The organism is Martelella endophytica (assembly GCF_000960975.1).
GTDB classification, from domain to species: Bacteria; Pseudomonadota; Alphaproteobacteria; order Rhizobiales; family Rhizobiaceae; genus Martelella; species Martelella endophytica.
Genome location: NZ_CP010803.1, coordinates 3,730,389 through 3,756,805 on the forward strand (window position 1 = coordinate 3,730,389; position 26,417 = coordinate 3,756,805).

Annotated in this window: 19 protein-coding genes and 2 tRNA genes; 7 read left to right on the forward strand and 14 right to left on the reverse strand. The window is 62.0% G+C overall.

Annotation, left to right across the window (positions count from 1 at the left end; genetic code table 11):
- Nucleotides 1-121: 121 nt before the first annotated feature.
- Entirely contained in the window at nucleotides 122-1,123 is a 1,002-nt protein-coding gene (gene proX / locus TM49_RS17130) for a glycine betaine/L-proline ABC transporter substrate-binding protein ProX (protein ID WP_052699904.1), read from the forward strand.
- A gap of 86 nt (nucleotides 1,124-1,209) precedes the next feature.
- Here proX and TM49_RS17135 read toward each other — a convergent pair whose 3' ends face one another.
- Complete coding sequence (locus TM49_RS17135; protein WP_045683058.1) at nucleotides 1,210-2,625, reverse strand: hypothetical protein; 1,416 nt, start codon at nucleotides 2,623-2,625, stop codon at nucleotides 1,210-1,212.
- 323 nt (nucleotides 2,626-2,948) lie between these two features.
- Between TM49_RS17135 and TM49_RS17140 the strand changes: the two genes are divergently transcribed.
- Nucleotides 2,949-3,440: a hemerythrin domain-containing protein gene (locus tag TM49_RS17140; protein ID WP_082074789.1), complete on the forward strand. Its 492-nt coding sequence runs from the start codon at nucleotides 2,949-2,951 to the stop codon at nucleotides 3,438-3,440.
- Nucleotides 3,441-3,497: 57 nt separating this feature from the next.
- Here TM49_RS17140 and TM49_RS17145 read toward each other — a convergent pair whose 3' ends face one another.
- The 7 genes from TM49_RS17145 to hemN form a co-directional block, all read right to left on the reverse strand.
- A complete protein-coding gene (locus tag TM49_RS17145) occupies nucleotides 3,498-4,475 on the reverse strand; it encodes a lipid A biosynthesis lauroyl acyltransferase (RefSeq protein WP_045683061.1) in 978 nt (325 codons plus the stop codon).
- Complete coding sequence (locus TM49_RS17150) at nucleotides 4,472-5,509, reverse strand: zinc-binding dehydrogenase (RefSeq protein WP_045683063.1); 1,038 nt, start codon at nucleotides 5,507-5,509, stop codon at nucleotides 4,472-4,474. Before TM49_RS17150 ends, TM49_RS17145 begins: the two co-directional genes overlap by 4 nt.
- Before the next feature lie 180 nt (nucleotides 5,510-5,689).
- Complete coding sequence (locus tag TM49_RS17155) at nucleotides 5,690-6,973, reverse strand: beta-ketoacyl-ACP synthase (protein ID WP_045683065.1); 1,284 nt, start codon at nucleotides 6,971-6,973, stop codon at nucleotides 5,690-5,692.
- Between the two features lie 11 nt (nucleotides 6,974-6,984).
- Nucleotides 6,985-8,193 carry a beta-ketoacyl-ACP synthase gene (locus TM49_RS17160; protein WP_045683067.1) on the reverse strand — a complete coding sequence of 403 codons (1,209 nt, stop codon included), beginning with the start codon at nucleotides 8,191-8,193 and terminating at the stop codon, nucleotides 6,985-6,987.
- A 1-nt stretch (nucleotide 8,194) separates the two neighbouring features.
- Nucleotides 8,195-8,683: an ApeI family dehydratase gene (locus TM49_RS17165; RefSeq protein WP_045683071.1), complete on the reverse strand. Its 489-nt coding sequence runs from the start codon at nucleotides 8,681-8,683 to the stop codon at nucleotides 8,195-8,197.
- Nucleotides 8,684-8,736: 53 nt separating this feature from the next.
- A complete protein-coding gene (locus TM49_RS17170; RefSeq protein ID WP_144409593.1) occupies nucleotides 8,737-9,024 on the reverse strand; it encodes an acyl carrier protein in 288 nt (95 codons plus the stop codon).
- A gap of 96 nt (nucleotides 9,025-9,120) precedes the next feature.
- The gene (hemN, locus tag TM49_RS17175) at nucleotides 9,121-10,476 is read right to left on the reverse strand and encodes an oxygen-independent coproporphyrinogen III oxidase (protein WP_045683072.1); all 1,356 of its coding nucleotides are present in this window, start codon (nucleotides 10,474-10,476) and stop codon (nucleotides 9,121-9,123) included.
- Between the two features lie 198 nt (nucleotides 10,477-10,674).
- On the opposite strand from hemN, the gene TM49_RS17180 reads away from it, so the two are divergent.
- A complete protein-coding gene (locus TM49_RS17180; RefSeq protein ID WP_045683073.1) occupies nucleotides 10,675-11,403 on the forward strand; it encodes a Crp/Fnr family transcriptional regulator in 729 nt (242 codons plus the stop codon).
- 188 nt (nucleotides 11,404-11,591) lie between these two features.
- Here the strand turns inward: TM49_RS17180 and TM49_RS17185 are convergent, their stop codons facing one another.
- The 3 genes from TM49_RS17185 to TM49_RS17205 form a co-directional block, all read right to left on the reverse strand.
- Nucleotides 11,592-18,302 carry an autotransporter outer membrane beta-barrel domain-containing protein gene (locus tag TM49_RS17185; RefSeq protein WP_052699905.1) on the reverse strand — a complete coding sequence of 2,237 codons (6,711 nt, stop codon included), beginning with the start codon at nucleotides 18,300-18,302 and terminating at the stop codon, nucleotides 11,592-11,594.
- A gap of 869 nt (nucleotides 18,303-19,171) precedes the next feature.
- A tRNA-Pro gene (locus tag TM49_RS17200) sits at nucleotides 19,172-19,248 on the reverse strand.
- 107 nt (nucleotides 19,249-19,355) lie between these two features.
- On the reverse strand, nucleotides 19,356-20,786 hold the full coding sequence (locus TM49_RS17205) for a sensor domain-containing diguanylate cyclase (RefSeq protein ID WP_045683080.1): 1,431 nt from the start codon (nucleotides 20,784-20,786) through the stop codon (nucleotides 19,356-19,358).
- 385 nt (nucleotides 20,787-21,171) lie between these two features.
- Here TM49_RS17205 and TM49_RS17210 point away from each other — a divergent pair, with 385 nt between their 5' ends.
- The 4 genes from TM49_RS17210 (at nucleotide 21,172) to TM49_RS17225 (ending at nucleotide 23,730) form a co-directional block, all read left to right on the forward strand.
- Nucleotides 21,172-21,477 carry an ETC complex I subunit gene (locus tag TM49_RS17210; protein ID WP_045683081.1) on the forward strand — a complete coding sequence of 102 codons (306 nt, stop codon included), beginning with the start codon at nucleotides 21,172-21,174 and terminating at the stop codon, nucleotides 21,475-21,477.
- A gap of 61 nt (nucleotides 21,478-21,538) precedes the next feature.
- A tRNA-Arg gene (locus tag TM49_RS17215) sits at nucleotides 21,539-21,615 on the forward strand.
- Nucleotides 21,616-22,215: 600 nt separating this feature from the next.
- Nucleotides 22,216-22,557, forward strand: coding sequence for a hypothetical protein (locus TM49_RS17220; protein WP_045683082.1), 342 nt, complete (start codon nucleotides 22,216-22,218; stop codon nucleotides 22,555-22,557).
- A gap of 984 nt (nucleotides 22,558-23,541) precedes the next feature.
- The gene (locus TM49_RS17225; RefSeq protein WP_045683084.1) at nucleotides 23,542-23,730 is read left to right on the forward strand and encodes a hypothetical protein; all 189 of its coding nucleotides are present in this window, start codon (nucleotides 23,542-23,544) and stop codon (nucleotides 23,728-23,730) included.
- Between the two features lie 987 nt (nucleotides 23,731-24,717).
- Here the strand turns inward: TM49_RS17225 and TM49_RS17235 are convergent.
- The 3 genes from TM49_RS17235 to TM49_RS17245 are packed head-to-tail and all read right to left on the reverse strand — an operon-like array spanning nucleotide 24,718 to nucleotide 26,412.
- Complete coding sequence (locus TM49_RS17235) at nucleotides 24,718-25,041, reverse strand: hypothetical protein (protein WP_045683086.1); 324 nt, start codon at nucleotides 25,039-25,041, stop codon at nucleotides 24,718-24,720.
- Nucleotides 25,042-25,051: 10 nt separating this feature from the next.
- Nucleotides 25,052-25,474 (reverse strand): hypothetical protein, encoded by a 423-nt coding sequence (locus tag TM49_RS17240; RefSeq protein ID WP_244464747.1) that lies wholly within the window; start codon nucleotides 25,472-25,474, stop codon nucleotides 25,052-25,054.
- Nucleotides 25,471-26,412, reverse strand: coding sequence for a glycoside hydrolase family protein (locus TM49_RS17245; RefSeq protein ID WP_045683087.1), 942 nt, complete (start codon nucleotides 26,410-26,412; stop codon nucleotides 25,471-25,473). The genes TM49_RS17240 and TM49_RS17245 overlap by 4 nt, the downstream gene beginning before the upstream one ends.
- Nucleotides 26,413-26,417: the final 5 nt, after the last annotated feature.

A 26,417-nucleotide genomic window follows, 5' to 3' on the forward strand; every position in this document is an offset into this window, starting at 1 on the left:
GGCTGGCTTGGCCTCCCTCCGGCCTTTTTTTGTGGCCTCACGCCCGCAAGGGGCGCGCGACAGGCCGCCGGGACAAGCGCCAGACCGCCTCTCCCGACACAAGAGACCCAAAGAGATTTTCATGAAGACGATTATTCGTACGCTGGCGCTTGCCGCCACGGTCGGCGTCGCTGGCCTTGCGCCGGCAATGGCTGCCGAAAACCCCGGCGACGGCACCACCATCAAGATGGCCCGTGCCAGCTGGGACAGTGGCTGGTTCCAGGCTGAAATCTACAAGCAGCTGCTTGAGGATCTCGGCTATGACGTCGGTGAACCGATCACGCTCGACGTCCCGCCATTCTACCAGGCCGTCGCCCAGGGCGATGTCGACCTCTGGGTCAATGGCTGGTTCCCCGCCCAGGATACCTACAAGCCGGTGTTCGAGGACCAGGCCGAGGTCATCGGCATGGTTGCCGACAGCGGCGCCCTGCAGGGCTACATGGTCGACAAGGCGGCGGTCGAGGAATTCGGCATCACGTCGCTCGCCGATTTCTCCCGTCCGGAAGTGCGCGACGCCTTCGACCGCAATGGCGATGGCAAGGCGGATCTGGTCTCCTGCCCGCCCGGTTGGCTTTGCGAACGCGTGGTTCTGGAGCAGTTGGAAGACTTCGGCCTTGCCGATGACATCGCGACGACCAAGGCCGGATACAACGCCGCCATGGCCGACACGATCGCTGCCTTCAAGGACGGCGAACACGTGCTCTATTACGCCTGGACGCCGAACTGGACCGGCTACGAGCTGAAGGCCGGCGAGGACGTGATGTGGATTCCGGTTCCCGAGGTCGAGGGCGTCGAAACGGTCCCGCCGGCAGAGGGCCTGGCAACCTGCGTCGCCGATCCGTGCCATATGGGTTTCCCGCCGAACGATATCCGTCCGGTCGCCCGCAAGGACCTTCTGGAAGATAATCCCGCGATCGCCTCGATCCTCAACGAGGTCTCGATCCCACTCGACGACATCTTCGCGCAGAACGCCGCGATGATCGATGGTGACGACGATATCGAGGCGCAGGCAACCGCCTGGATCGAAAACAATCAGGATGCCGTTGACGGCTGGCTGGAAGACGCCCGCGCGGCCGCAAACTGAGCAGAGACCAAATGCCCGGCCTTGTTCGCGAGACCGGGCATTTCACTGATCAGGGCGATCGGCCATTGCGAAATCGCCGCTGCGCCTCAGGACAAAGTGACCATATAGCCTTGCGGCTTTGAAACGATGGGCGTCATTGTTCCGTTATCCGGAAACTGGGAGACGAGGTTGAGCGTGTCGCCTTTCTCAAGTGCCGAGGGAAACAGATACCGGGCTGCAAAATCCGTACCATCGAAGAGGCCGATCGGCGGCAGCAAAGGGCAGTCGACCACCAACTTCCCGTCGCTCGACCGCCAGCCCTTGATGACCTGACCAGGCAGCGGCGCTTTGCCCTGAACCAGAGTGTCCGTCACCGCCGATATAAACAGGCAGCCTGGCTGGTAGGAGCCGAGTACCACGACAAAGGCATCGGATGGCGGGCCGGATAGATCTTTCATGGCCGAGGCCGAGAGGATGGTGCCTTTGGTGAGCGTGGTATCGACCGTTACGCACCATGCGCCATTTGTATTGGCGCGGGCCGGATAATGGCTTATCGGTCCGTCGCCTGTGTCCACGGACAGGCTGACATAATCGCCAGGTCCCGCCCGCCCCGAGACGGTGTTGCTCGATTCGGCGCCGACGTTCACCGTTGTTGCCGTATAGATGGATCGGGTGAAGCTATCCTGCCAGACGGCCCGGATACCGCCGGCATCGCCACAAAGGCCCGGCGAGGCGCTCGTCCTGGCGCTCCCCAGAAGCGCCTGTCCTGAAAGGCCCGTCGTCGGTGTTCCCGCGGCCATCATGACCGAGGAACTGCCAGCCACCTTCCATGCGGTCCAGAGCTGCTTGCCATCGCTTGCGAGCGCCGGCGCCGCATCGGTGTCGATCCCCAACGTCGTCGGAGATCCTGTCCAGCCGGATGAGAGCTGGCAATAGCCGACGGGGCCGCCGCCGGGAAGACAGACGGCGCAATAGAGCGTATCCCCGAGGGCGGCGAGCGCCGGGCCAAAGCTGATGGCAAAGCCGGTCTTCTGCGGCGCGCCCCACTCCGTCCCGTCAAACAAGGCATAGGCCAGCGTCGCCTCTGCGGTGCTCCACGCCAGGTAAAGCCGGCCGTCGCATGCGGCAAGTGCCGGCGCATCGCTCGTCTGAGCACCCACCACAGCGCGCGGATCGCTCCAGTCGTGGCCATCATGGACCGACCACATGACATTGTTGTTGACGGCGTTGCGCCAGACGACGTGGATATCGCCATCATAGGCGGCGATCGCGGGCGCCGAGCGGGCCTGAACATTGAACCGTTGAGGATCGCTCCATATGCCGTCGGACCAGTATGTGTACCAGATGACGCAGATATCGTTATAGAAGCGCGTGCTCCAGACGATCCAGTCGACGCCGTTGAGGCGCGCGCAGCGCGGACCGTCATCGGTGATGCCAGACGCAACCTGAGAGGGTGGACCCCAAAGGGGTACCAATGCGCTGTCAGCGCCTTCCGCTTCAGCCAGCGCCACCGATTCTTCCATCACTCGCACCACGACCCATGATAACGACGCGCCAACACTACCGCGCAAGAATACTTACCATAGGTTGTTATTGAGTGCTATCTTACACCGGTTGCCACCGGAGTTTCGGTTGCCTGGCGCGGCGTTCAGGCCGAACGCGTTTGCGATCAGTGGCACGGCGACACAAGCCGGCGCAATTCGGGCGCATGGAAGAGCAAGATCGTCGCACTTTATCGGTAGCCCCCGGCGAACGTCTCATTCCAGTCTTGACCTAAGTCAATGAAACGCGACCCCGTTTGCCGGCAAATGAACCGCAATACGGTCGAGTCATCAGGGAGGAACGTATGACGGCCGAAACTTTAACCACCGGGGCGAGGAGCAAGACCTTGAACCAACCGCTGCCAGCGCCGCCTGGCGAGCCCGCCGGGGCGCTTCAATCTACCCACCGTGCAGTCGACCGCCTCTGCGACATGCTGGAGGCGGTTGCGGATTCGCTGCCGGCCCACGTCGACCGACGGCTCTGTCACCGGCTCGCCGACGAGCTTGCGCCGTCGCTGAAGGCGGCGCAGGAGTTTGAAGAGCTGCAGATCTTTCCGCCGCTGCGTACCGCCGCGATGGGGCGTGCATCGGTTCTGGCCGTATTAGAGCGGCTGGAATACGAGCATTTCGAGGATCTGTGTTTTGCCGAGGAAGCCAGCGAAGTGCTGCGCCGGCTTGCCAATGGCGGTCAGGTCAACACCGAGGCACTTGGCTACATGCTGCGCGGGCTGTTCAGTGCCTTGAGGCGCCATATGATGTTCGAACAGGAATTTGTCCGGCACGGCGCGCACGGCTGACCCCCGCGCGCGCAAATTTCCGCCGTTGCGGAAGGTGGATCGCGAGAAGCGGTCCGCCTATTTTTTTCGCCTGTTCTTCTTTTCGTTCTGCTCGCGATAGCGCTCTGCAACGGTTTTGCGGCGGCTCCAGCGGTCGTGATACCAGAGCCACTGCTCCGGATATTCACGCACCCAGCTCTCCACCTTGTCGTTGAGCAACTGGGCGGTCGCGGTCACGTCGATGCGCCCTGTCCCGTCACGCGGCAACGTCACCTCCGGCTCGAGCACCAGGCGGAACCGGTTGTCCGGAAGGCGGATGCAGCGGGCCGGATAGACCGTGCAGTCGAACTGTCGGGCAAGCTTTGCCAGCAACGGATTGGTCTTGACGTCCTGATTGAAATACTGCGTGTCCGTGCCGCGGCGGAATTTCTGGTCGACCAGGACGCCGACGCCCTCCCCCTTTTCAAGCGCGCCGGCAAGCGCGAAGGCCGACCCGGCATGCGACGGCACGAGACGCCCCATGCGCTTCTTGCGGAAGCGGAACACCTTATCGGCGACATAGGGGTTGTTCGGCGGGCGGAAAAGCACCGTCACGTAGAGACCGAAAGACGCGGCCGCGACGGGCAGGAGTTCGAAGTTGCCGGTGTGGGCGGTGAAGACGATGAACGGCTTGTCGCGGTTCAAGAGCTCCATGAAACGCTCGACGCCCTCGACCTCGATACGCCCGACACCGGGGTTTTCCGGATCGAAATCGAACAGCTTGTCGAGGAACACGTATTCCGCCGCCAGCCGGCCGATATGCCCCCAGCTTGCAACCGCGATCCGCGAAAGCTCCTCCTCATCCTTTTCAGGATAGGCATTGCGCAGGTTCTTCATGATCAGGTTGTGCCGGCCGAGCTTCGGCCCAAGCCGGCGCATGAAGCGATCGGCAAAGCGGATCGAGGCATCGGCCGGAAACAGCTTCAGGAATGTCAGCAGCGCGAAGAGCAGCTGCGCCACCGACCATTGCTGGAACTGCCGGGCTTTCAGAACGACGCGGGTGATGACCGATTTCAAAGGGACGGGTCCACTTTCAGGATGATCTTGCCGAAGATCTGGCGCGATTCCATCCGCGCGAGTGCGGTATCAATGCCGTCGAAATCGACGATGGTATCGATCACAGGATGAACGATACCCTGGGCCATCTTCTGCATCGCATCGGCCATGTTTTCCATGCGGCAGCCGAAGGAGCCGAGCAGCTTGAGCTGCTGCTGGAACAGCATCATCAGATTGACGTTGGTGGAAACACCGGAGGTCGAACCGCAGGTCACCAGCCGGCCACCACGTTTCATACACAGCATCGAGCCCGCCCAGGTATCGGCGCCGACATGCTCGAAGACGACATCGACGCCCTTCTTCTTGGTGAGCTTGCGTACGACGCCCTCGAAGCGATCCACGCGGTAGTTGATGACATGATCCGCGCCAAGGGCCCTGGCCTTCTCCATCTTGTCTTCGGAACCCACCGTCGTGATCACGGTGCAGCCCATGCGCTTGGCAAGCTGGATCGCGGCCGAGCCGATGCCCGAACCGCCGGCGTGAACGAGAATGGTTTCGCCCGGCTGCAGCTTGGCATTGTCGAACAGCATGTGCTCGACCGTGCCGAAGGTGACCGGCGCGAGCGCCGCGGCAACCGGATCGACGCCGGGCGGCGCGACGACCAGCTGGCGGGCCGGAATGTTGATCCTGTCCTGAGCGAAGCCATCGAGATGGAAACCATGAACGCCGCCCACATGTTCGCAAAGGTTGTCGCGGCCTTCGCGACAGGCCTTGCAATGGCCGCAGATGCGCGCGCCGTAGATCGAGACGAGCTGGCCGGGAAGCACATTACCGACACCCGGGCCGATAGCCTCGACGACGCCGGAAGCTTCAGCGCCGATGGTGAGCGGCAGCTTGCGCTTGGCGAACGCCATGCCGCGCCAGCCCCAGACATCGATATGGTTGAGCGCGACCGCCTGCAGCCTCAGCGTTACCTCGCCGGGCGCGGGCGCTTCCGGCGCGGGCACATCCCGTACCTCGATCTTACGGTCATCTGTCAGCTGCAATGCACGCATTCATCCATCCTCAGGCCAAAACGCACCGGACACCGATATCGGAAGCGATTTTCGGAAGATACGACGCGACATGATCGCGATCGGGGGCGTCCGTTTCCGGCCTGAATAGACGCGCGGCATGCCGCAGGTCAATAGCGAAGCGGCGCGATTGCGCGCCGCCCGCTTGAGCCATGCGCCCGGTCAGCCCGGTTCGCGGGTCATCACCAGGCAGGCATTCTGGCCGCCGAAGCCGAAGGAGTTCGACAGCACGGAGGAGACAGATGCCTCGCGCTTGACGTTCGGCACGACGTCGAGATCGATGGCCGGATCGGGCACCGTGTAGTTGATGGTCGGCGGCAGCACACCGGTGCGCATGGTCTGCAGCGAGAACACCGCCTCGACAGCACCGGCCGCCGTCAGCGTATGACCGATCATCGACTTGTTGGAGGACAGCGGAATGGAGCGCAGCCGCTCGCCGAAGACGGCGCTGAGCGAGCCATATTCCATCTTGTCGTTTTCCGGCGTCGATGTGCCGTGGGCATTGATGTAGTCGATGCCGTCAATGCCGAGACCGGCATCGGCAAGCGCGGCATGCACCGTCGCGATGGCCGGCGCGCCGTCCGGCGAGGAACGGGTGCGGTGGAAATGGTCGGCCTTCTCGCCACACCCCTTCAGGATGCCGTAGACGGTCGCGCCGCGGGCGACAGCCGATTCGAGCGATTCAAGAATCAGAGTTGCGGCCCCTTCCGCGATGACGAAACCATCGCGGCCCTTGCTGAAGGGCTTGGACGCCCCCTGCGGCGGGTCGTTCTGCGTGGAAAGCGCCGAAAGCAGGGAGAAACGCACCAGCGCCTCGGCACTGACCGAGCCGTCGGTGGCAACCGTCATCGCCCGGTCCGTGCGGCCCTGGCGGATCGCCTCGACACCGAGCTGGATCGCGGTCGCGCCCGAGGCGCAGGCCGTCGACAGCGTCACCGGCAACCCGCGCGTGCCGAACCGATCGGCAATCCGCTCGGAGATCGAGCCGAACAGCACCGCCTCGTGGAAGGCCGGATCGGCACGTTCGCGCATCGCCGCCAGAAAGCGGACATAGGCGTCGTTGTCCTCGACCGGCGGACCGGCGCGGTCCGCAAGCTCGAAGCGCATGCTCCATTCCGGCTCGACCGGTGGGGCCGCGAGAAACAGCGGGGCATCGAAATCGCCGGAAAGACCGGCGGCCGCCAACGCTTCCTCGATGGTGGCCTCGGCGAAAGCATACGAGCGTGCGACCGGATTGGGCTCTGAGGGAATGAAATCCACCGTGCCTGCAATGCGCGTCGAAAGATGCTCGGTCGGAAACCGGGTAATCTCGTGAATACCGGAAACGCCGCTCGTCAGCTTCTCCCAGTTGTCCTCAAGGCCGCGGCCGAGCGAGGTCACGACGCCCATGCCGGTGACGGCGACAAGCGGGCGGCCCAGATGGTCGGTATAAGCGTTGCTCATCATCGGGTCCTTTCTCACACGTCGCGCGACAGGACGGCGACGCCCTCGCCGCGCTGATGGCCGATGGTCGTGACCGCGATCTTGTCCGGCGCGCCGGAAAGCGGCTTCTCGTGGCCGCCGGCATTGAACACCGGCATCACGGCACCCTGTTCAAGCGCGAGCGCCGCAAGGCCGATACCAAGCGTAAAGTTCGCTTCCATAGAGTGGCCCGTGACGCCGGTAAATCCGCGAAGACCGGCGTGCGGGAAATGTTCCTCGACGAAGGCCGCCTCGCGCAGCGTCAGATCGCCGCGGCCGGTGGCGCCGGAAAGCACGACATTTTCCGAAGCATCGGCAAAACAGGCATCCGAAAACAGCCGTTCAAGCCGCTTTTCGAGCTTGCCTTCGTCGCGACGGCCGCGATCACCCTCAACGCCATTGAGCACGGCGTAGATGCGGGCCCCACGCTTTTCGGCGTGCTCACGCGATTCGAGCAGCAGGAAGGCACCGGCGGTGCCCATCACCATGCCGCCGTCATCGGCATCCGGGCGATCCCAGAGCGGCGACCACTCGCCGCGCGAAAGAGAATGTGCCGATTCGAGCATCAGCAGCATGTCGCGACGCTCGGCAATGAAGGAAGCGCCGACAAGCGTGTGGGTCGACTGGCCTGCAAGAATGCGCGCGTAGGCGGTTGAAACCGCCGAGATGCCGGCTGCTTCTTCGCCCATGAAGGTCCGCGACGAACCGGTGACCTTGTGAACGATCGAGATATTGCCGGCAACCAGATTGGCAAGCTGGGCGAGAAACAGCGTCGGGCGCAGTTCGGTGGTCAGCTTCTGATTCAGCAAAACCTCTCGGTTGTTGCTCTGCAGGCCTTCATTGACGATCATCGTGTCGACGGAAATGTCGCGCTCGCCGCCACCGGCGGCAACGATCATGTCCATGCTCGAGCAGATTTCCTCGTTGCCCTTGACGCCGGCATCATCGAGCGCAAGGCCGGCGGCATAAACGCCGAGACGCTGCCAGTTTTCCATCTGGCGCTGATCGCCACGACGCGGGATCTGCTCATTCCAGTCGATCTCGACCAGCGGATGCACCGGATAGGGCGCGCAGACCGCGGTATCGACGTTGACCTTCGGTGCCTCGCTGCCGGACAGGAGCGTCACGTGCGGCGCTCGGCCGACGCCGAGGCTCGTGGCAAGCCCGATACCCGTTACAACGACATCATTGGCGGATTTCGCCATCTCACGATCCTTCCCCGGCCCCGGCGCCGCCGATGGCGGCGAGAAGACCGACTTCCTCGGCACGCTTGCGCACCAGCGGTGCGAGCTCATTGTCTTCGAACGACAGCGTGCGGAATTTCAGCTGGGCATCAGCGATCGCCTTGCCCTCGGAGCGGATTTTCGCCTTGGTCACGGCAAAACCGGAGCCTTCATGCTCCAGTTTCGCTTCGATCTCGAGCACAGCTCCCGGCCCGACGAAGGTCCGCATCTTGGCGCTGTCGACCATCATCAGGAACGGCATCGCCGTCAGGCCATTCAGCCCGAGCAGCAGCATGCCGGAGGTCTGGGCCATGGTCTCGATCAGAAGCACGCCCGGCACAAGCGGCATTCCCGGGAAATGCCCCTCGAACACCGTGCTTTTGTCAGGAACGGTCGAACGCGCGACAACGGTCCCGGCGGCGATATCCGCCGAGACGATGGTGTCGACCATTTGGAAATATTCCAGCAGCATGACTTTCCGCCCGTTTCATTCAGTACGAAGGACCGGGCCCGGCCCGGGCGAAATCAGGCTTCCTTGGCCGCCCGGAGCTCGTCAATCTTCGCACAGAGGTTCTTCAGGATGAAGTACTCGTCGGCGTCGACCTTGCCTTCATTGACTTCCTGAGTCCACTTTTCGAGCGGAATCTTGATGCCGAATTCCTTGTCGATGGCGAACACGATGTCGAGGAAATCGAGGCTGTCGATGCCCAGATCGTCGATCGTGTTGCTTTCCGGCGTAATCTTGTCGCGGTCGATCTCGCTGGTTTCTGCGATGATATCGGCAACTTTGTCGAATGTAGCGCTCACGCCCATACCTCTTTATCTGTCAAATCCGCCTACCTCATAGGCAAAGATTGGCGAAATGCCAATGGCTGCAGGGTAACGGATCAAGCTTTTTTCATCGTTTGCTCACACCGCCGAGGAGTGGCGTCCCCGCCCCACCCCTAGATAGGTATCGAAAATCGCGGCAACAGAGCGGGCAAAGGGAAAGGCCTCCCTTTCAAGCCGGAAGCCCAGAGGATCGAAACGACAGAGTGCCGGATTTTGCCGCGCATAGGCCCGCGCCTCGGCAATCACCGGCTCGGCCGCTGCGGCAAATCGTGCCCTGAGCTCGGCTGCCGAGAAGCCATAGTCGCACATGATCTTCTCGATCACATGGCCGCGTACGCGATCGTCCTGCGAAAGTCCGATGCCGCGGACCACAGCGAGCGTGCCGGCTTCCGCCATGCGCCGATATTCCCCGGTCGCCGGCATGTTCTGCCAGTAGCCCTGCGGCAGTTCCGAGATCGAGGATGCGCCGAGGCCGATCAGCGCGTCGGCGCCGTCGTCGGTATAGCCCTGGAAGTTGCGCCTCAGCCGCCGCTCCCGGGCGGCCACGGCGAGGCTGTCATCGGCAAGCGCGAAGTGGTCGATGCCGATTGCCTGGTAGCCTGCCGCAGCAAGCATGTCGCCGGCCATCGTCATCTGCTCGAACCGCGCCTCCGCATCCGGCAGCGCCGCTTCGGGAATCAGCGTCTGGTGCTTCTTCATCCATGGCACATGGGCATAGCCGAAGAGCGCCAGCCGGTCCGGCCTCAGCGACAGAATGTCGTTGACGGTGCGCTCCAGCGTTTCGAGCGTCTGATAAGGAAGGCCGTAAAGCAGGTCGCAATTGACCGAGCGTATGCCGCGCGCGCGCATCGCCGCGATCACCGCCGCCGTCTGTTCGAAGCTCTGCAGCCGGTTGATGGTCTTCTGAACCTTTTCGTCGAAATCCTGCACGCCGAGGCTCGCCCGCGTCAGGCCGATCTCCGCGAGCGCGTCATAGCGCGCCTCGTCGAGGTCGTTCGGATCCATCTCGACGCTGATCTCGGCATCGTCGGCAAAATGGAAATGGGCGCGCAGACAGTCCATCAGCCCGCGCATGTCTTCCGGTTTGAGCATGGTCGGCGAACCGCCGCCCCAGTGGAGCGCCGTCACCCGCACCCCGCCATCGACCATGGCGCCCACAGTGGCGATTTCCTGCTTCAGGCTTTCCAGATAGGCGGCGATCGGCTCGTATTTCAGCGTGTGCTTGGTGTGGCAGGCGCAGAACCAGCAAAGCCGGTCGCAATAGGGAATGTGTACATAGAGCGACAGCGTCTGGCCGGCCTTCAGCGCGCCGATCCATGCCGCAACGCTCTCACCATCGATATCGCCAGTAAAATGGGGCGCGGTCGGATAGCTCGTATAGCGGGGAACCGGCTGCGAAAACATCGCAAGCAGTTCCCGGTTGCGCGGTTCCATGGGCACTTCCCTTCCGTCAATTCCGATAAATGAGCGATAAGGCCTTGAATGCGCCACGGCTTTGACTTTAATCAAAAGAAGGATCACAGTCTGGGCGTCTTCAGCGCGAAAGCGGTTGCGAAGGCATTGCCGGACGTCTAGACCGGACCGCGCGTCTGACGCAGAGGCGCGACCACTATCGATCGAACGGGTGCGGCCATGGATGATAAAGTCGATATTGCCAATGACGAGAACGTCATGCCCCATGTCTGCCGGGCATGCGAGGCACGCCACGGCGGCATCTGCTCGGTTCTGTCCGGCTCGCAGCTGGCGGCGCTCTCCAAGCATTCGACCCGCAAGACGATCAATGCCGGCACGGAAGTGGTCGGCCAGGGCGAAAGCGTCGGCAGCTATTCCAACATCCTGCGCGGCGTGGTGAAGCTGTCGAAGATGATGGCGGACGGCCGCCAGCAGATCGTCGGCCTGCAGTTTGCGCCCGACTTCCTTGGCCGCCCGTTCTCGCCGGAAAGCTCGCTGACCGCCGAGGCGGCGACAGGTACGGAAATCTGCGCCTTCCCGCGCGCCGTGATCGAACGCATGATCGCCGACACTCCCGGCCTGGAACATCGCCTTTACGACCAGTCGCTGAAGGAGCTCGATGAAGCGCGCGACTGGATGCTGACGCTCGGACGCAAGACCGCGCGCGAAAAGGTCGCCTCGTTCCTCTACATGATCGCGACCCATATCGATCCCTTGGCAGACGATGGCTCGGCCTTCGACCTGCCGCTGTCACGCGCCGATATCGCCGACTTCCTCGGCCTCACCATCGAGACGGTGAGCCGGCAGATGACAAAGCTGCGCAACGACAAGATCATCCACGTCGAAAACAACCGCCACGTCACCGTGCCGGACATCGAGCGCCTGAACGAGGCAGCCGGCAACGACTGACTTGCCTCCTGGGCTAAATGCTCTGGGCAGAGCTGAAATGCGGGCCGCGGCTTCGGCAAGCGATATGTCGGCAGCCTCGTCGGCATTCCCCAGCAAGAATACCGCGAAGATGATTCAACTTGGCCGGCGCTCTGCGCCGGCCAACTTGCTTGGTCCTGCATTTCCTGGTGTCAGTCGACGCCTGCCTATCAGAACGGCACGCTGAGGCGCACCTTGCCGGCGCTGGATGTCAGCTTGTCGGAGAAATGTCCCTCATATTCCAGGCGGAGATCGACATTCTTCAGGGTGGTCAGCTGGAAACCGGCTGCAACCGTGGCGAAGGTGTTGTCGTACTGCAGCGAGGTCTCGAAGCTGTTGCCGGCACCCGACCAGCTGGTGAACTGCGCTGAGGTCTGCCAGTCGTCGCCTGACATGAAGGTCATTCCAAGTCTTCCATAGAGCCTCAGCGTCTGGCCACTATCGAAATTATAGCGGCTACCAATTTCGATATTGGGCGAAGCGGCGAAGCTCCACTGACCATGACCGTCGACCCGCAACCCGTAAGTGCCGCTCTCGGTGTAACCGTCCTGCCAGGTGTAGACCGCATCGAGGTCGACATAGGGCTTGAGGTAGACGGTATCGAGATCGATCATCTTCGCGATACGGCCAGTGAAGGAGCCCGCGGCAACCTCGGGCGAGCTCGAGACGACCTCGGAAACATACGGGATGTTGATCGCGCGGTCGATATCGTAGCTGCCATAGCTGCCGGAAAGCGCGCCGGCGAAGGTCCAGCCATCAATCTCATGCTTCAGGCTGACGCCCGCATAGCCGGCATCGCCGTTTCCGCTGACGGAGCCCGAATCCTGCGACAGCCAGCTCTGCTGATAGGCAAACGAACCGCCGAGGAACCAGCCGGGGGTGAATTCCTTCTGCCCGCCGAACTGGAAGGTCAGCGTGTCGAGATCATAGCTTGCCGCATTGGCGACGGCCGCACGCTGGTCGTTGCTGCCCGAAACCGAGGCCCAGGCACAGCTTCCCTCTGTGACCTTCACGGTGGCACCCTCGAATTCCGGGCAGCTCATCAGGCTCGCGCCGAATTCCAACATTTCGAAATTCTGTTCCACGGCCGTTGCAAAGGCTGCACGCGGGCGAAGCTCATCGAGCGTTCCGGCGTATTTCCCCGGAGCCCCATCAGTCTGGGTGGCGAAGGCGCCGAACAAGTTGCCGAAGGCATTGTTGCCGCCGCCGTCCCAGATTTTCTGCAGCGTCGTTGCAAGCTGATGCTGATCGCTGTTGAGGTTGGTCACCGAGGCCGGGGTGAAATCGGCGCCGGTGACGCTGAAAAACATCTCCTGGCCTACGGTATCGATCTGATAGTCGAACAACGTCGAATCCCGGGGCGTGAGCCCGCCGCTCATGTCACCGGCAACCGTGAGGAAGCGGGCGGAGCGGTTCGGCAGCAGGCTGATCGCGTTGAGGCCGAGCGTTCCGTCGAGCGCGGCATCGCCTTCCAGCGAAAGCAGATCGGCATTGGAATGGTTGAGGTCGATATCCGGGATCAGCCAGCCCGTCGCCCCCTGCTCGAAATCCCCGGAAACCACCGTTGTTCCGGGACGACGGCTGCGGCCGATTTCGAAGGTGCCGTTGTTGACGATATCGGCGTCGTAGATATAGCCGTCCGTTAGCGTACCGTTGACACCGTTGGTAATCGAGATTGCCTGAGCCTCGACGTCGCTCGTCTGAGAGGCATTGCTGACGCTGCCGCTGATGCTGCCCGACCCCTGGTTATCGACCGTCAGCGATGCGCTGCTCGCGCCGTTGGCGGTGTAGTAAACGGCAAAGTTGGAATTATAGTCGTTGCCTGTTGCCGAGGCGCCGGACTGGATGCTGGCACTGTCGGTCAGCGTGAGCGTGTTCTCGGTACCGCCGACGACCCAGACCGCCGCAGCGTCATCGCTATGGCCACCGGAAACCTTGCCGCTTCCGCTGAGGTTGATCTCAACCTTGTTGTTGCCGGAAATGCCCTCGCTCTGCGCAAAAATGCCAACGCCATGCGTTCCCGTCGCCGATACGGTACCCGACGAATTGATGGTGATCGCGCCGCCCGTGCCGGAGGTCGCCGTCGAGGACACGCCGGCGAAACCGGACCCGTTGCCCTGGCCGCCAAAGCCGCCGCCGCCGCCCAGTGACTGTGCGAGAATGCCGAAAGCCTCGGCACCGGTCGCCACCAACGGGCCGTTCAGCGTCAGACCGATGGCACCGCCATTGCCGGTTGCGCCGCCGGAGGCCTCGGTGTTGATCGGCAGCACGGTGAGAATGCCACCGGTCGCATCGCCGCCGATACCGCCGCCGCCACCGATCGACTGAGCGACAAGTGCATGCGCCCCGGCGCCACTGGTCTCAATGCCCTGACCGGAGGACGCGGCGAAATTGAGCGTCAGCGCCTTGCCGTCGCCGCCCGCTCCGCCCTGGCCGCCGATTGAGAGATCGAGCCCACCGGCGACCGTGCCGGTTGCCCCGATGCCGCCACCGCCGCCGATCGACTGCATCAGCAGGCCGAAGGAGCGATCGCCATAGGTGACGATGTCGGTTCCGGTGCCAAAATCGAGATCGACGGTTCCGCCGTCGCCGGCCACACCGCCCTTGCCCCCGATCGATACGCTGAATTCGGCACTGCGGATGCGGGTGGCCTCAGTGCTGTTGCCGGCACCGCCCTGGCCGCCGCCGCCGCCAATCGATTGCGCGGCGACCCCGATCGCGTCGGAACCGTTCGTAACGATGTGGGGCGTACTGACATTCGAGGTCGCAACCGCACCGCCATTGCCGCCGCCGCCGCCGGTACCACCGCCATCACCACCGATCGCGAGCGTGCCGGTCTGGCTGTCGGAGCCATCGCCGCCCTGGCCACCGCCACCGCCGATCGACTGAGCGAGCAGTCCATAGGCAGCATAACCGTATGTATGGATGTAATCCGAGCCATAGGGTTCGAAATAGAAATCGACCGCACCGCCGGCGCCGCCTTTTCCGCCCTTGCCGCCGACGGCGACCTCGACATTGGCCGTGATCGAGCTGCCCGAGGCGACGGAAGAGCCGCCCTGGCCACCACCGCCACCAACGGACTGCAGCACGGCGCCATCGGCCCAGTCACCCATCGTCGTAACCTGGCCTGTGAAGTTGAGATTGACAGTTTTGCCATCACCGCCGCTGCCGCCGGATCCGCCAACGTCGACGCTGAGTTCATAGGTATTGCCGGCATCGGTCAGCCGGCCGATCTGATCTTCCACGTTGCCGATCAGATCGAGGATCTTGTGCGAGGAGGCGTCGCTTCCGAGCGAGCCGCCAATACCACCGCCACCGCCGATCGACTGCAGCACGATCGCATCGGCGTCACCACCGAAGGTCTGCACGCCGCCATAAATGTTGGCCGTCACATCGCCGCCATCCCCACCGTCGCCGCCCGACATGCCGACACCGACATTGAGGCGGCCGTCATAGCCCTTGGCGTCGCCGGCGATATAGAGCGTACCGCCCTGCGAGGCGCCGCCACCGCCACCGATCGATTGCGCCACGATCGCCTTGGAACCGGAACCCTGGGTCTGGATGTTGAAATCGCCGTATTCATTGACGGTCACGCTCCCGCCGATGCCGCCCTGGCCGCCCTTGCCGCCGAGCCCGATATCGGCTTTCAGCGAGACCACGCCGCCCTGGGAGTAGGCATTGCTGTTGCCCATGCCACCGTTGCCGCCACCGCCGCCGACAGATTGCGCCAGAATTCCGTAGGAGCTGTCGGAATAGGTCAGCAGTGTGGCTGCAGGCGTCGGACCGGCGATCCTTGCGGTTGTGTCGGAAATCGCGGCGCCGCTGCTCGACGAGCCGAGATCGACGGAAACCACGCCGCCACCGCCACCGCCCGCGGTGCTGAAGAAATAGTTGCCGTTGGTGCCCTTGATGCCATCAATTTTGCCGCTCAGGATATTTCCCGCGCCGCCGCCCAGAGCGACGCTTGCCGTCACTTCGACGGTATCCTCGTCGCCCAGCGTCGTCGAAAGCACGGAAGAATCGCCGCCATTGCCGCCACCACCGCCGATCGACTGGGCGATGATGCCGTGCGAACCGTCGCCAAGCGTCGTCAGCCGCGACTGGGCATCGAGCGAAACATTGACATCGCCGCCATTGCCGCCCGTGCCGCCATTGCCACCCGATGCTGCCTGATAGTTGAATGCGACCGGAACGCCCGTGCCCGTTGGCGCGGCAATCACGAAATCCTTCGCCGAGGTGGAGCCACCATTGCCGCCGCCACCGCCGACAGACTGGGCGATGATACCGGCTGAATCGGCGGGAATACTCACATCTCCGCCCTGAAGGGCGGCGCCGGTGAAGATGGTGGCGTTGCTGAGGTTCACATCGACGCTCTGGCCAGCTCCGCCAGAACCGCCGCTGCCACCCAGGATGAAGGCCGCGTTGAAGCCGGCAGTCGCATTGAAGTAGCTGGCGTTGCCGCCCGTGCCGCCGCCGCCGCCAACGGACTGGGCAATGATGCCGGGAGCCTGTGCACCCGACGTGGTGATCTGGAGGTTATTCTGCTTGATGCTGACCATGCCGCCCTTGCCACCGTCGCCGCCCCTGCCACCGGTCTGCAGGGCAAAGAAGGAAGCGACGCTGTAGTTCTTGGCGCTACCGCCATTGCCGCCGCCGCCGCCGACCGACTGGGCGATGAGGCCGGGCGAAAAATCGCCAAGGGTACTGATGACGGCGTTACCGGCGCTTGATGCCGCCATCAGCGAGGCATCATAGGGAACAAAGTCCTGGTTCGAATCCGTGTAGCCGCATTGCGCGGTATTATCGACACAGATCGTCCCGCCATCGCCACCCTGCGCGGCGAAGCCGCCAAGGCCGATCGATGCGATCGCGGAGAGCGTCAGCACCGAGCCGCCGTTTCCGCCGCCAGCACCGATCGATTGGACGATCGCGCCCGGAGAATAGTCCCCGGAGGTGTTGATCCCACCGAGGTTGGAAACCGCAACGGTGCCGCCGCTGCCGCCGGCGGCGCCCTGCCCGCCAACCCCGGCCATGCCGAGCGAGTCGCCCCCCGAGCCGCCTCCGCCGCCGACCGACTGCGCCAAGATGCCGGCGGATGAATCGCCGCCGGTCGAGATTGTCGCCGTATTGGAAACCCCAACCGTGGCGCCATTCGCCGTTGTCTCGCCAGCGGCGTTGCCGCCGATGCTGACCAGACCGATCGATGAGCCCGAGGCGCCCCCACCGCCGCCAACCGACTGGGCGATGATGCCCAGCGAATTGTAACCGGCAGTCGTGATGTCACCCTGACCATTCACCGTGACCACGCCCGGCGTGCCGCCACCGGCGCCATCGCCGCCGAGGCTGACCAGCGTCGAGACATCGATGCCGCCCGTGCCGCCGCTACCGGCAATGGATTGGGCGACGATGCCGAAGGCACTATCGCCGCTTGTGGTAATGGCGAAGTCACTGTCCACGGTAACGTCGCCTGCATCGCCGCCATTGCCGCCATTGCCGGCCTGGCCGCCGAGCACGCTGACGAACTCGCCGCCCGTGCCGCCGCCGCCGCCGATCGAATGGGCGATGATGCCGGCGGCATAGTCGCCTGTTGTCACCAGTGTTCCGGCATTGCTGAAACTGAGACCGACGCTGCCGGCATTGCCGCCGAAGCCGCCACCGCCGCCCTGGCCTGCCAGCGCCGTTCCGTCACCGCCGTCTCCGCCCTGGCCGCCCAGGCTCTGGCTGATCACGCCGTAAACATAGTCGCCGGCAGTTCTGATCGACATCGCAGCGCCGTCGTTGCCCATCGTGATGGCGCCGCCGGTACCGCCGTTGCCGCCCGGCTTGTCCTTGGTCGGACCGGTACCGCCAATGCCACCGATGCTGCGCGCAGCCATCGCCGCGCTGATCCCCGAAGCGGTCCCGGCAACGTCCAGCGTGATGTCGTTCTTGCTCTTGACCGTGACACTGCCGCCGGCGCCACCCGCGCCGCCGGGGTCCGAGGCATCATTCTTGGTATTGCTGTAGCCGCCGCCGCCGACGCTCTGACCGGCAAGACCGAAGAGGCCATTGCCGCCGCCGGTGGCATTCCAGTAGATCGTGATCGTCGGCATGCCGGTGAGGGAAATCGTGCCCCCGCTTCCCGCATTGCCATTGCTGTAGCCGCCGCCGCCGGCGATCGATTCGGCGACGAAGCCGCCACCGGCGGCGGGTGCGGAGAAGCGCGCCGAGGACGAGCCGATGGTCGCCGTACCGGTGTCGTCGCCGCTGAGAGTGATCGCGCCGCCGGCGCCGCCAACGCCGCCATATTGGTCACCAGTCAGACCGCTGTTCTGATTGCCGCCAGCGCCGCCGACCGTAAGCGCATAGAGGAGTGCAGCACCACCGCTGCTGGAACCGTTTAGTGCGTAGTTTGTGCCGGACTTGCTGCTGAATGTCAGTGCTCCACCAGCCCCGCCGGCGCCGCCGCTCGACTTGTAGTTATTGTTGGTCTCATCGCCCGAGCCACCAATGCTTTCCATCCGGATCAGTGAAGCGAAGCTGTATCCGCTTGAAGCATCGACCGACCCGGTGAAGGACCCGCCGGTATTGTTCAACGTCAGCCAGCCGCCCGCGCCGGCCGCACCGCCATTATCGTCGCCGGCTGCGCCTTCGGAACCGATCAGCCAGCCGGAATTGTGCGTCGCGGAGCTGATGTTCAGCGTCTGCGTCGAGCCGCTCTGCGTGACCTGGATTGCGGCACCATCGTCGCCGGCGTCCACCGAGCTTGCAGTCACGTCAAGATTGGTGGAAGCGCTACTGGAATCGATCGAACAGGTGACGGGGTCGCCGCTGTAATCGCAATCGTCGGCTTGGGCGGCCGAAGCCGCCATCAGGCAGATGGCCGAAACGGAACCGAACATTGCAGTCCGCAGGCTTCGAGAGCGCGCTCCCGGACTTGAGTGTGCAGCCTCGACGCCCGGTGAAACGCGATAGATCATTCTCTGGAACTCCCGAAGTCTTTTGTTTTCGGTCTCCTGGATGGCCACAAAGGCAAAACGGCGACCGTAATCATGTTTTGACCTTCGTCAATAAACACACCCCAGCTGGTGTCATCTGCAATTCGACGAAAGCGTTGTTTTTATCGATGAATGAGCATTCGGCTGCCGCGCGATGGGCTCAGAAAAAGTGCAGCTCGCAGCCTACCCGTCAGCCGTGATCGCGATGCTGAATCAAGAGCAGTGCTCGCGAGGTAAATCCTGTCTCTGATCGTGTCCCGGTGCGTGGCGTAGCTTTGTCTCTCGCCGTGCCTTCAGGACAGAGCCGGGAATGGATCAGCCCGCGGCCAGCAGGCTGATGAGGGGGGCAGCGCTCATTGTGGCGATGGCCCGAATGGTCATGTAGGCGAGCACGCCCTTGAATGCGATGGGTAGGATCCGAAGCCGAAGAGCCTGAATGGCCGGCCGCTTACCCCGCTCAACATCCCGGCTAGGGGATGTTACACGCTCCGCCACTTCATGGCGACAAACATGCGCCGCGCCGACATCGAGGCTTCAAGAGAACAACGCTCCAAAAGGCTGGGCCACGTCATCGACGAGGTTTCAGAACACCAGACTGGTATGAAAATTTTGACCTGGACGAGCTCGAAGACCAGATGCGCGCCACCAAACCAATCATCGGGAGGCGGCAAAACCATACCCACAAAAGCCTCGTTGCTCCCGAAGCGCACTCACAGGGACCCCTAGGGGGCATCCCGATATCAGAAAAGTAAGAGAAATTTCAAAGGGATAAATGGTCGGAGTGGAGAGATTCGAACTCCCGACCCTCTGGTCCCAAACCAGATGCGCTACCAGACTGCGCTACACTCCGCCGTTCGGATCAGCCGGCGTCTGGCCGGCAATTGCTGAACTGCGGCCCGGATACACTGAAACAGGGCTCCGCCGCAACAGGAAAATCCCGGGTGGCTTTTGCTCCCCTCACGCGCCGGGTGCCTTGCGGGACAGGTGGGCGTAGAATTCGCGCTTGTGGCGGTACATCGCGATATCGGCGCGGCGCGCGGCCGATTCGAGGCTTTCGCCCTTCTCGCAGATGGCAATGCCGGCGGAAATGCTGATCGGCGCGCTCGAATAGAACTGGTTATTGATGTCGAGCACCTTGTGGATATCCTCCAGCGCCGCCTCGGCATCTTCCTGATTGGTGGACGGCATGAGGATGGCGAATTCGTCGCCGCCGATGCGGGCGGCATAGTTCGGCAGCTTGATTGCCTCGTTCAGCACCTCACCGAGACGCCGCAGCAGACTGTCGCCAGCATCATGGCCAAGCGTGTCGTTGGTCTCCTTCAGCCCGTTGAGGTCGATGACGATGACACCGACGGGCCGCACTGCCTTGCGCTCGAGCCGGTTCATCTCGTCGGTGTAGAAGGCGCGGTTATAGAGCTTGGTCAGCACATCGTGCTTGCCCAGATATTCGAGATAGGCCTCGGCCTTCTTGCGCGCGGTGATGTCGGCGAGCGAGACCTGGACCAGCGACCAGTCATCCTCCCTGCCCGGAAAGATGTTGAATTGCAGCAGGACATAGCGCTCCGTACCGTCGAGCGCGTAGTTCATCACCTCGTGGGTGTGCTGCAGCCGCCCTTCCCAGAGATCGATGAGCTGCTCGCGGAAATAGTCCTGCATGTCGTTTCGGAAGATCGCGTGCTGGTTCTGCAGCAGCGCCTGGCGGTCCGGCGCGCGGAAGAGGTCGAGCGTGGCGCGGTTGACGTCGATGACCCGGATCTCGCTCAGACACTGGGCGACAAATTCCGGGTGGACATCGGTAAAGGTCCTGAGATCGACGATGCCGCGCTCGCGCAGATCGTCCATCATCAGCTTGATGCGGCTGAAATCCTCGACCCACAGAGACACCGGCGAATGATCGAACAACCCCTTGGCATAAAGCGTCTGGGCACGTTCGGCGCGGCGGGCAGCCTCGCGCTCGGTGACATCCTCGGTAGTAAGCAGGATGCGGCCGAGGTCGTCCTCGTGCCCCGGCAGAACCGAGCCGCGAAGCTGGATATCGAGCCGGCGGCCGGAAAGCGTGTAATTGACGGTGTCGCTCGAAAAATGCTGCTTGCCATCGAAAAGCTGGGCGAGCTCGATGACGTGGGTCTGCAGCATGTCGTCGCGAAATACCTGGCCGATATTATCGACGAGATGCTGAAGATCGCGCGCTTCGAACAGGCTCAAGGTCCGCTGGTTCACCCTCAGCACCCGGATCTTGCGCGTGCAGGCGGCGACGCGGGAAAGGTCTTCCGCGAGAAACGCCCGGATGTCGGTCACGCCTTCGTCTCGCCAGCGATCGAAGAGCGCCTTGACCCCACTGAAATCCTCGATCCACATGGCAATCGGCGCCAGTTCGAACATCTGCATTTCAGACGATAGCTCGTTCAACGTATTCCTCGCTTGCTGAAGCCACGTTTGCGGCCCGTGAAACCGCGACCACGGGCCTCGCCGGCAACACTGCCGATGCATGAGGCCCGCTGATTCCCGCACTATAAGCAAATTTCAGGCGCCGCGAGAAGCCTCCGCCGCCTTGGGCCGATACGCCCCATCACGGCAGTGCTCCATTCCCCATAGCTTCGGGCCGTCGATCACTGATCCACAACGCCCGCCAGGGCGTTTTGTTCAGCGAGCACAGGGGCGATGCATTCATGCCGTGACTTGATTTTTATTGCCGCCGCGCGAAAATTGGCTATGTAGGGAACGAAATGCCGCGCGCGCGGCGAGGCTTAAGCAACGGAGCGGAGCAGAGAGCATGACGGCGAAGATCTATCGTCCCGCCAGAACGGCGATGCAGCAGGGCCAGGCCAAGACGCACGAATGGGTGCTCGAATTCGAACAGGAAGTGCCGCGCAAGATCGACCCGCTCTTTGGCTATACGTCCTCGTCGGACATGCTGCAGCAGGTCAAGCTGCGGTTCCCGACACAGGACGAGGCCGAGGCCTATGCCCGTCGCCACGGCATCGCCTACCGGGTGATCGTGCCGAAGGAAACCAAGACGAAGGTCGTTTCCTATTCCGACAACTTCAAGCCCGACCGCGTCCAGCCCTGGACGCACTGACCGCGGGTACTGGCGCCATCCGTCAGGCCTCACCGCACCAACGGCACGCCACGTGCCGCCCGGCCCCTTAGCTCAGCTGGATAGAGCACCGGCCTTCTAAGCCGACGGTCGCAGGTTCGAATCCTGCAGGGGTCGCCAATCTTTTCAGAGACTTAGCACCCGGGACAAACCCCAAAACTCTGTCAGTTTACGCCCTGGTTTACACTTTTGTTCCTGAAACCTTCCAAAGTAGGTCGGAGCTGACCATAGCGACATGTCTAAATCGGCCTGAATGGGTGATGTCGGGGAGCGCTTCCAACATGGCAGCTGCACCTCTGTATCGGCTGGATAGATCCGGCGGCATTGAAGTGACGAGGCTTCATGCTGCCCGTCGTACCTACTCTCGCATCAGAGCAAAGGGGAATTCCGTTCCTACATGTCATCGGCATGATCAACGATGATCACTTCGACCGCCGGTATCTGCACGCCTTCGCCGATTGATAATAGCTACAACTGAATGGGCACCGCGACTTGTCGGGCCATCACCTGGAAATAAAGTGGGATAGGCAGACGATCGGTGGATCACGCAGAGAGCGATGACTATGGCCGGGCGACGCGTAGTCTCGATTTGAAACGCAGTCCAACCAATTCTGCTCCCCAGACCTTCATAGTACAGATTTTGATTGCGGCTAATAATCCCGATTGTCTAGTATACTCTCTTGAGGCGATCAGGGGGATCGTCGGCAATTGGGGGACAGGATGAAAAGCTTGATAATTTGGGTCGGTGTTATCGCTACCGTACTCAGCGGTTGTGCACGTCGGCCAGATGCTATCATTGCAACAAGCATTCCAATGGAAGCCTATTCAGGGGACGGGTGCGCGGCCCTCACGCAACAGCTGAAGGCCGAGAAAGACAACCTGGCTGCACTTTCAAAACAACAGAACGAAGCAGCTAACGGCGATGCATTCGGCGTGTTTCTGATTGGCGTGCCGATGAGCAGCCTTACCGGAGGCGATAAGGAAGGCGAAATCTCAAATGCCAAAGGTAAGATCAACGCCATGGAGGCAGCGATGCACAAAAACAAATGCAGCGGCTACTAGGCCTGCGTCGAGAAAATCCTGCAATGAAAAATCCAAAGAAATGGATGCTATTGGCCGCTGCGGTCGTAAGTCTCGGATGGACGCCAGCGCTAGCTCAAAACTTTCAGCAAACATACAATTTTTGCCGGATAGCACAGACGCTTGCGCCGATTTTCTTACGAGGCGGACAAATATCCGGTCAATCAATATGCTCAGCAAGTGGAAGACCATCCTACGATTGCATCGGCGCAATTTCTTTGGGTCAGGGAGTATGCCTGGCAGGCGGACGGCCTTCGTATGACTGCATGGGCGTCGCCTCTCTCGGTCAGGGTGTTTGCTTGGCAGGCGGGCGACCTTCGTATGACTGCACCGGTGTCTCCTCGCTAGGTCAGGGTGTCTGCCTCGCAAGTGGAAGACCTTCTTATGAGTGCACTGGCATCGCCTCTTATGCCCAAGGCGTCTGCCTTGCGGGCGGCAAACCAACTTACGACTGCGCTGGAGTTAGATCACTTGGGCAGGCAGTTTGCCTCGCAGGAGGCAAGCCGACCTACGATTGCACGGGTATCGGAGATAACGACTTAGGAAAAGGAATCTGCATGGCCTTGGGCGGTAATTCCTACAGCTGCGCATCGGCAAGCGTTCACGAAGCGATCTGCGGTTTCACTGGCAATTGCCAAGGCTACGATGCTGCATCAATCGCGATTTCGTTGGCCGAAACTTGCGGCGTAGAAGTTTTGCACTACAGCATCGGTCACTAGGCTGCCCCGATTTGCCGAGGCGGCGATAGACAACGACGCTTCGATATACCCATACGTCGACATCCGCTTTCCGCCCCCACCGAGAACGATCGCGAGAACTTTCGGAGATACTCGCATTCCTCGACGGGACTATGTTTGGCGACTGAGACCCGTCGCTTGCAGCCGTGGCGGGCTGCAGGCCGCCCGGGATCCAGGCAGAGAAAAAGGCCGCTGAAGTGTTCGCTTCATCGACCTGAATTGATCCGATGTGAGCAAGATCGACTTCAACCTCCCCGGAACCAGCCGTCAGTTCGGCGCGGACCTTCTCGCCGTCGTTTTCGAGTGCGGCACGTTTCGCGACCAGATCGATGGCGCGGTCGACAATGCCGCCCGCGCCGAGTCTCGGTCATTTATTGGCCTGGCCCTTCTATTGCTTCAGCCTGGCTCCACCGTATGAACCAGACGAAGAAGATCGCAGACAGAGCGCACGCACCTCCATACGCCCATAAACGCCACCCAGGGGACGAAACCAAATAGGCGATCCAGAAGAGGATGGCGCCGATCTCCGTTGTTATGAGGAGAGAAGCACAAACGGCGTCCAGCATCGTGTTGGCGCGCGTATTCCTGTGGCTCTTGCGCAGCTTCATTAAAGAAGCCCTCCGCAATTGCCAAACGAAGCTGAACGGCTTGTGCGTTGGAAGTCGTATCGTTGAAAACCGCGTGGAGGTGCGCGGCGGGCGGCGGAAGCCACCGCTGCTGAATAGCTTAACAGCATGGTATCAATTCCCGTAATGTAGTGAGAGCTGCGAGCAGCAGCCGTTTATAACGACGACTGCCCCGTATTTAGGCATCGTCTCATACGGGGAACGGAGGGGCGCGCGGGCGATAGGACGCGAGTGCCCGCCTGGCGCGTGAACCGGCCAGAATAAACGGGCAGCGCAATACCAACAGGAGGCAAAAAACTGGAGGCCTGAATTCGGCGCTACCATCGCCGGCCCATCCGCCGTGATTGTCCACCTTGCCAGAGACCGGATGCTCCTGCGAACGCAGGATCATATCGGAGAGGTGACTTGTCGCGGCAATGGCGGCTCGGTCAGGAGACATCGAGTGGACGTCGGCAATGCCCCGCCCAAAGTTCACCTGCCCCTGGTTCACCTCCCATGATAGAAAGGCTACAAGAAACGCGAGAAGCAGAGAAAGAGCCTTGCCGGTCTCGCGTAACCTAATCATTTCGGGCCGTCAGGCAGCGCAAAGGTATCATCCTCACAAGTTCTGACTGTGAGAGATACCTTTATGCGGAATGCCTGACAATAGAAGTCTTCAATGCCTAAGCCCCTTTCATTCGATCAAACATAGTGCAATCGAAAAATAGGCGAGGCAGCTACATATTGATCAAGCGCAGCGATACAATTCTGGATACTAATTTTACAGATTTCTCGTTTAGTTACCCCCCTTTTAAAGCCTTGAGCGCCTGCATCAGGCCGTCTGAGAGCCACACGCCAAATCCCGTTCCGGCCATTGCCGCCCCCAAGATGTAGCCGCGACCGATCTGCTTGATCTTCTGATACTCAGCGACGAATTCCTCCGTCTCGCCGAGGCGTTCCGAAAGTGCCTTGTTCTGTTCGATCAGGCGCTCGTTCTGGTGCTCGACTGTATTCAGGCGATGATGAATTTCGTCATGGCTGGTCCGGTTCTCGTCCACCTTCTGGATCAGGGCATCCAGCTTGCCCTGAACCTCACCCAGATGCCGCGCCAGATCGACTGTCATCCCCTGCCCTCTATTTCAGAATTGCGCGAAGCCCGGCGACGCCGGAACCGATGTAGAAGACCCACTGGATCATGCTCCCCGCCCAGTCATCGAGGGGCGATGGAAAGGCCGCGATTGTCCATGACTGCGCATAGATGCAGTCCGGACACCACAGCATGTTGTAGAGGCAGATTGCCGCCCACCAGATCGCAAGCGGCACGAGGAAGAGTGAAGCGAACAGCCAGAACCATGGAACGGAAAGCTTTTCCGTATTGAGAGTAGCCATCTCCCGCGTCTCGGCGACGACCTGCTTCAGGTATTCAGCCGTCAGTTCGGCGCGGACCTTCTCGCTGTCGTTTTCGAGTGCGGCACGCTTCTCGACCAGATCGATGGCGCGATCGACAATGCCGCCCGCGCCGAGCTTCGCCAACCACGTCACAAGGGCAGCGATCATACTTCCACCTCATGGCCGATAGCGGTGTTGATACGACGAGCCACAACGTCACGGTATCGCCAGACGAACCAGCAAACCGAAACCGCAATGACGCCGGCGACAATCCAGCCAACCGGCAGACCTGAAGCCCAGGCAAGAACGCCGGAGGCAGCGGCCGAGGCTCCGGACTTCTGCGCTGCATCCTTCAGGGCTGCCATGTCGCGGCGCAGCTGGGCGATCGTTGCCGGGCCAATGATCCCGTCGTTCACGAGATGCGGATGCGCCATCTGGTAGGCCAGCACAGCTTCCTTTGTCTTCTCGCCGAACCAGCCGTCGATCGCACCTGGATCAAAGCCGCGCCTTTTCAGCATGGTCTGGACATCGCGCACGACGGGATCGCCAGCGTCCGGCGCGGTGTTTGACGCGTCACGGGGAACGCCCTCCGGTGCGGTATCCACGCCGGTGTAGACGCCCTGTTCGAACAGCAGCGCCTCTTCCTGGCGCCGGCGGACAAGGCCGGGCAGCTTCTTGCCCTTCGAGGTATTGTAATGCGTGGCGAGATAATCGGCCGCCGCCTTCAGCTTGCCGGCGCGCCAGAGGTTGCCGAAGCGCCATGTGCTGACCACGCGACCGCCGAGATTATAGGCAGCACTCGTCGCCGCATCGAGCTGGTACTGCGTCCGATCCGCCGGCGAATTGGCGACGACTTCCTTCGCGTAGCCCTGATTGAGCACGGCGCGGAAAATCCGGTCGCCATCTGCAACTGAGATTTTCGTCTTGCCGGGGACGATCTTCGTGATTCCGATCTTTGCTAGCTCCAGCCGGCAATAGGGTGAGTTCATGGTAAAGCCGGCAAAGAGCGTCGGCGTGCCGGTCGGGTCGAGGTAGGCGACCGTGGGCGCGCCCTCGTGCCCGCGCACGAAGGCTGCCCCCGGTTCGGAAACCGTGGTGATATCCATCTTGG

What these genes read in the sequence shown, in the direction of transcription:
- proX (WP_052699904.1), top strand. Translation starts at nt 122, where the DNA reads ATGAAGACGATTATTCGTACGCTGGCGCTTGCCGCCACGGTCGGCGTC.
- TM49_RS17135 (WP_045683058.1), bottom strand. Translation starts at nt 2,625, where the DNA reads ATGGAAGAATCGGTGGCGCTGGCTGAAGCGGAAGGCGCTGACAGCGCA.
- TM49_RS17140 (WP_082074789.1), top strand. Translation starts at nt 2,949, where the DNA reads ATGACGGCCGAAACTTTAACCACCGGGGCGAGGAGCAAGACCTTGAAC.
- TM49_RS17150 (WP_045683063.1), bottom strand. Translation starts at nt 5,509, where the DNA reads ATGCGTGCATTGCAGCTGACAGATGACCGTAAGATCGAGGTACGGGAT.
- TM49_RS17155 (WP_045683065.1), bottom strand. Translation starts at nt 6,973, where the DNA reads ATGATGAGCAACGCTTATACCGACCATCTGGGCCGCCCGCTTGTCGCC.
- TM49_RS17160 (WP_045683067.1), bottom strand. Translation starts at nt 8,193, where the DNA reads ATGGCGAAATCCGCCAATGATGTCGTTGTAACGGGTATCGGGCTTGCC.
- TM49_RS17165 (WP_045683071.1), bottom strand. Translation starts at nt 8,683, where the DNA reads ATGCTGCTGGAATATTTCCAAATGGTCGACACCATCGTCTCGGCGGAT.
- TM49_RS17170 (WP_144409593.1), bottom strand. Translation starts at nt 9,024, where the DNA reads ATGGGCGTGAGCGCTACATTCGACAAAGTTGCCGATATCATCGCAGAA.
- hemN (WP_045683072.1), bottom strand. Translation starts at nt 10,476, where the DNA reads ATGGAACCGCGCAACCGGGAACTGCTTGCGATGTTTTCGCAGCCGGTT.
- TM49_RS17180 (WP_045683073.1), top strand. Translation starts at nt 10,675, where the DNA reads ATGGATGATAAAGTCGATATTGCCAATGACGAGAACGTCATGCCCCAT.
- TM49_RS17185 (WP_052699905.1), bottom strand. Translation starts at nt 18,302, where the DNA reads ATGTTCGGTTCCGTTTCGGCCATCTGCCTGATGGCGGCTTCGGCCGCC.
- TM49_RS17205 (WP_045683080.1), bottom strand. Translation starts at nt 20,786, where the DNA reads ATGCAGATGTTCGAACTGGCGCCGATTGCCATGTGGATCGAGGATTTC.
- TM49_RS17210 (WP_045683081.1), top strand. Translation starts at nt 21,172, where the DNA reads ATGACGGCGAAGATCTATCGTCCCGCCAGAACGGCGATGCAGCAGGGC.
- TM49_RS17220 (WP_045683082.1), top strand. Translation starts at nt 22,216, where the DNA reads ATGAAAAGCTTGATAATTTGGGTCGGTGTTATCGCTACCGTACTCAGC.
- TM49_RS17235 (WP_045683086.1), bottom strand. Translation starts at nt 25,041, where the DNA reads ATGACAGTCGATCTGGCGCGGCATCTGGGTGAGGTTCAGGGCAAGCTG.
- TM49_RS17240 (WP_244464747.1), bottom strand. Translation starts at nt 25,474, where the DNA reads ATGATCGCTGCCCTTGTGACGTGGTTGGCGAAGCTCGGCGCGGGCGGC.
- TM49_RS17245 (WP_045683087.1), bottom strand. Translation starts at nt 26,412, where the DNA reads ATGGATATCACCACGGTTTCCGAACCGGGGGCAGCCTTCGTGCGCGGG.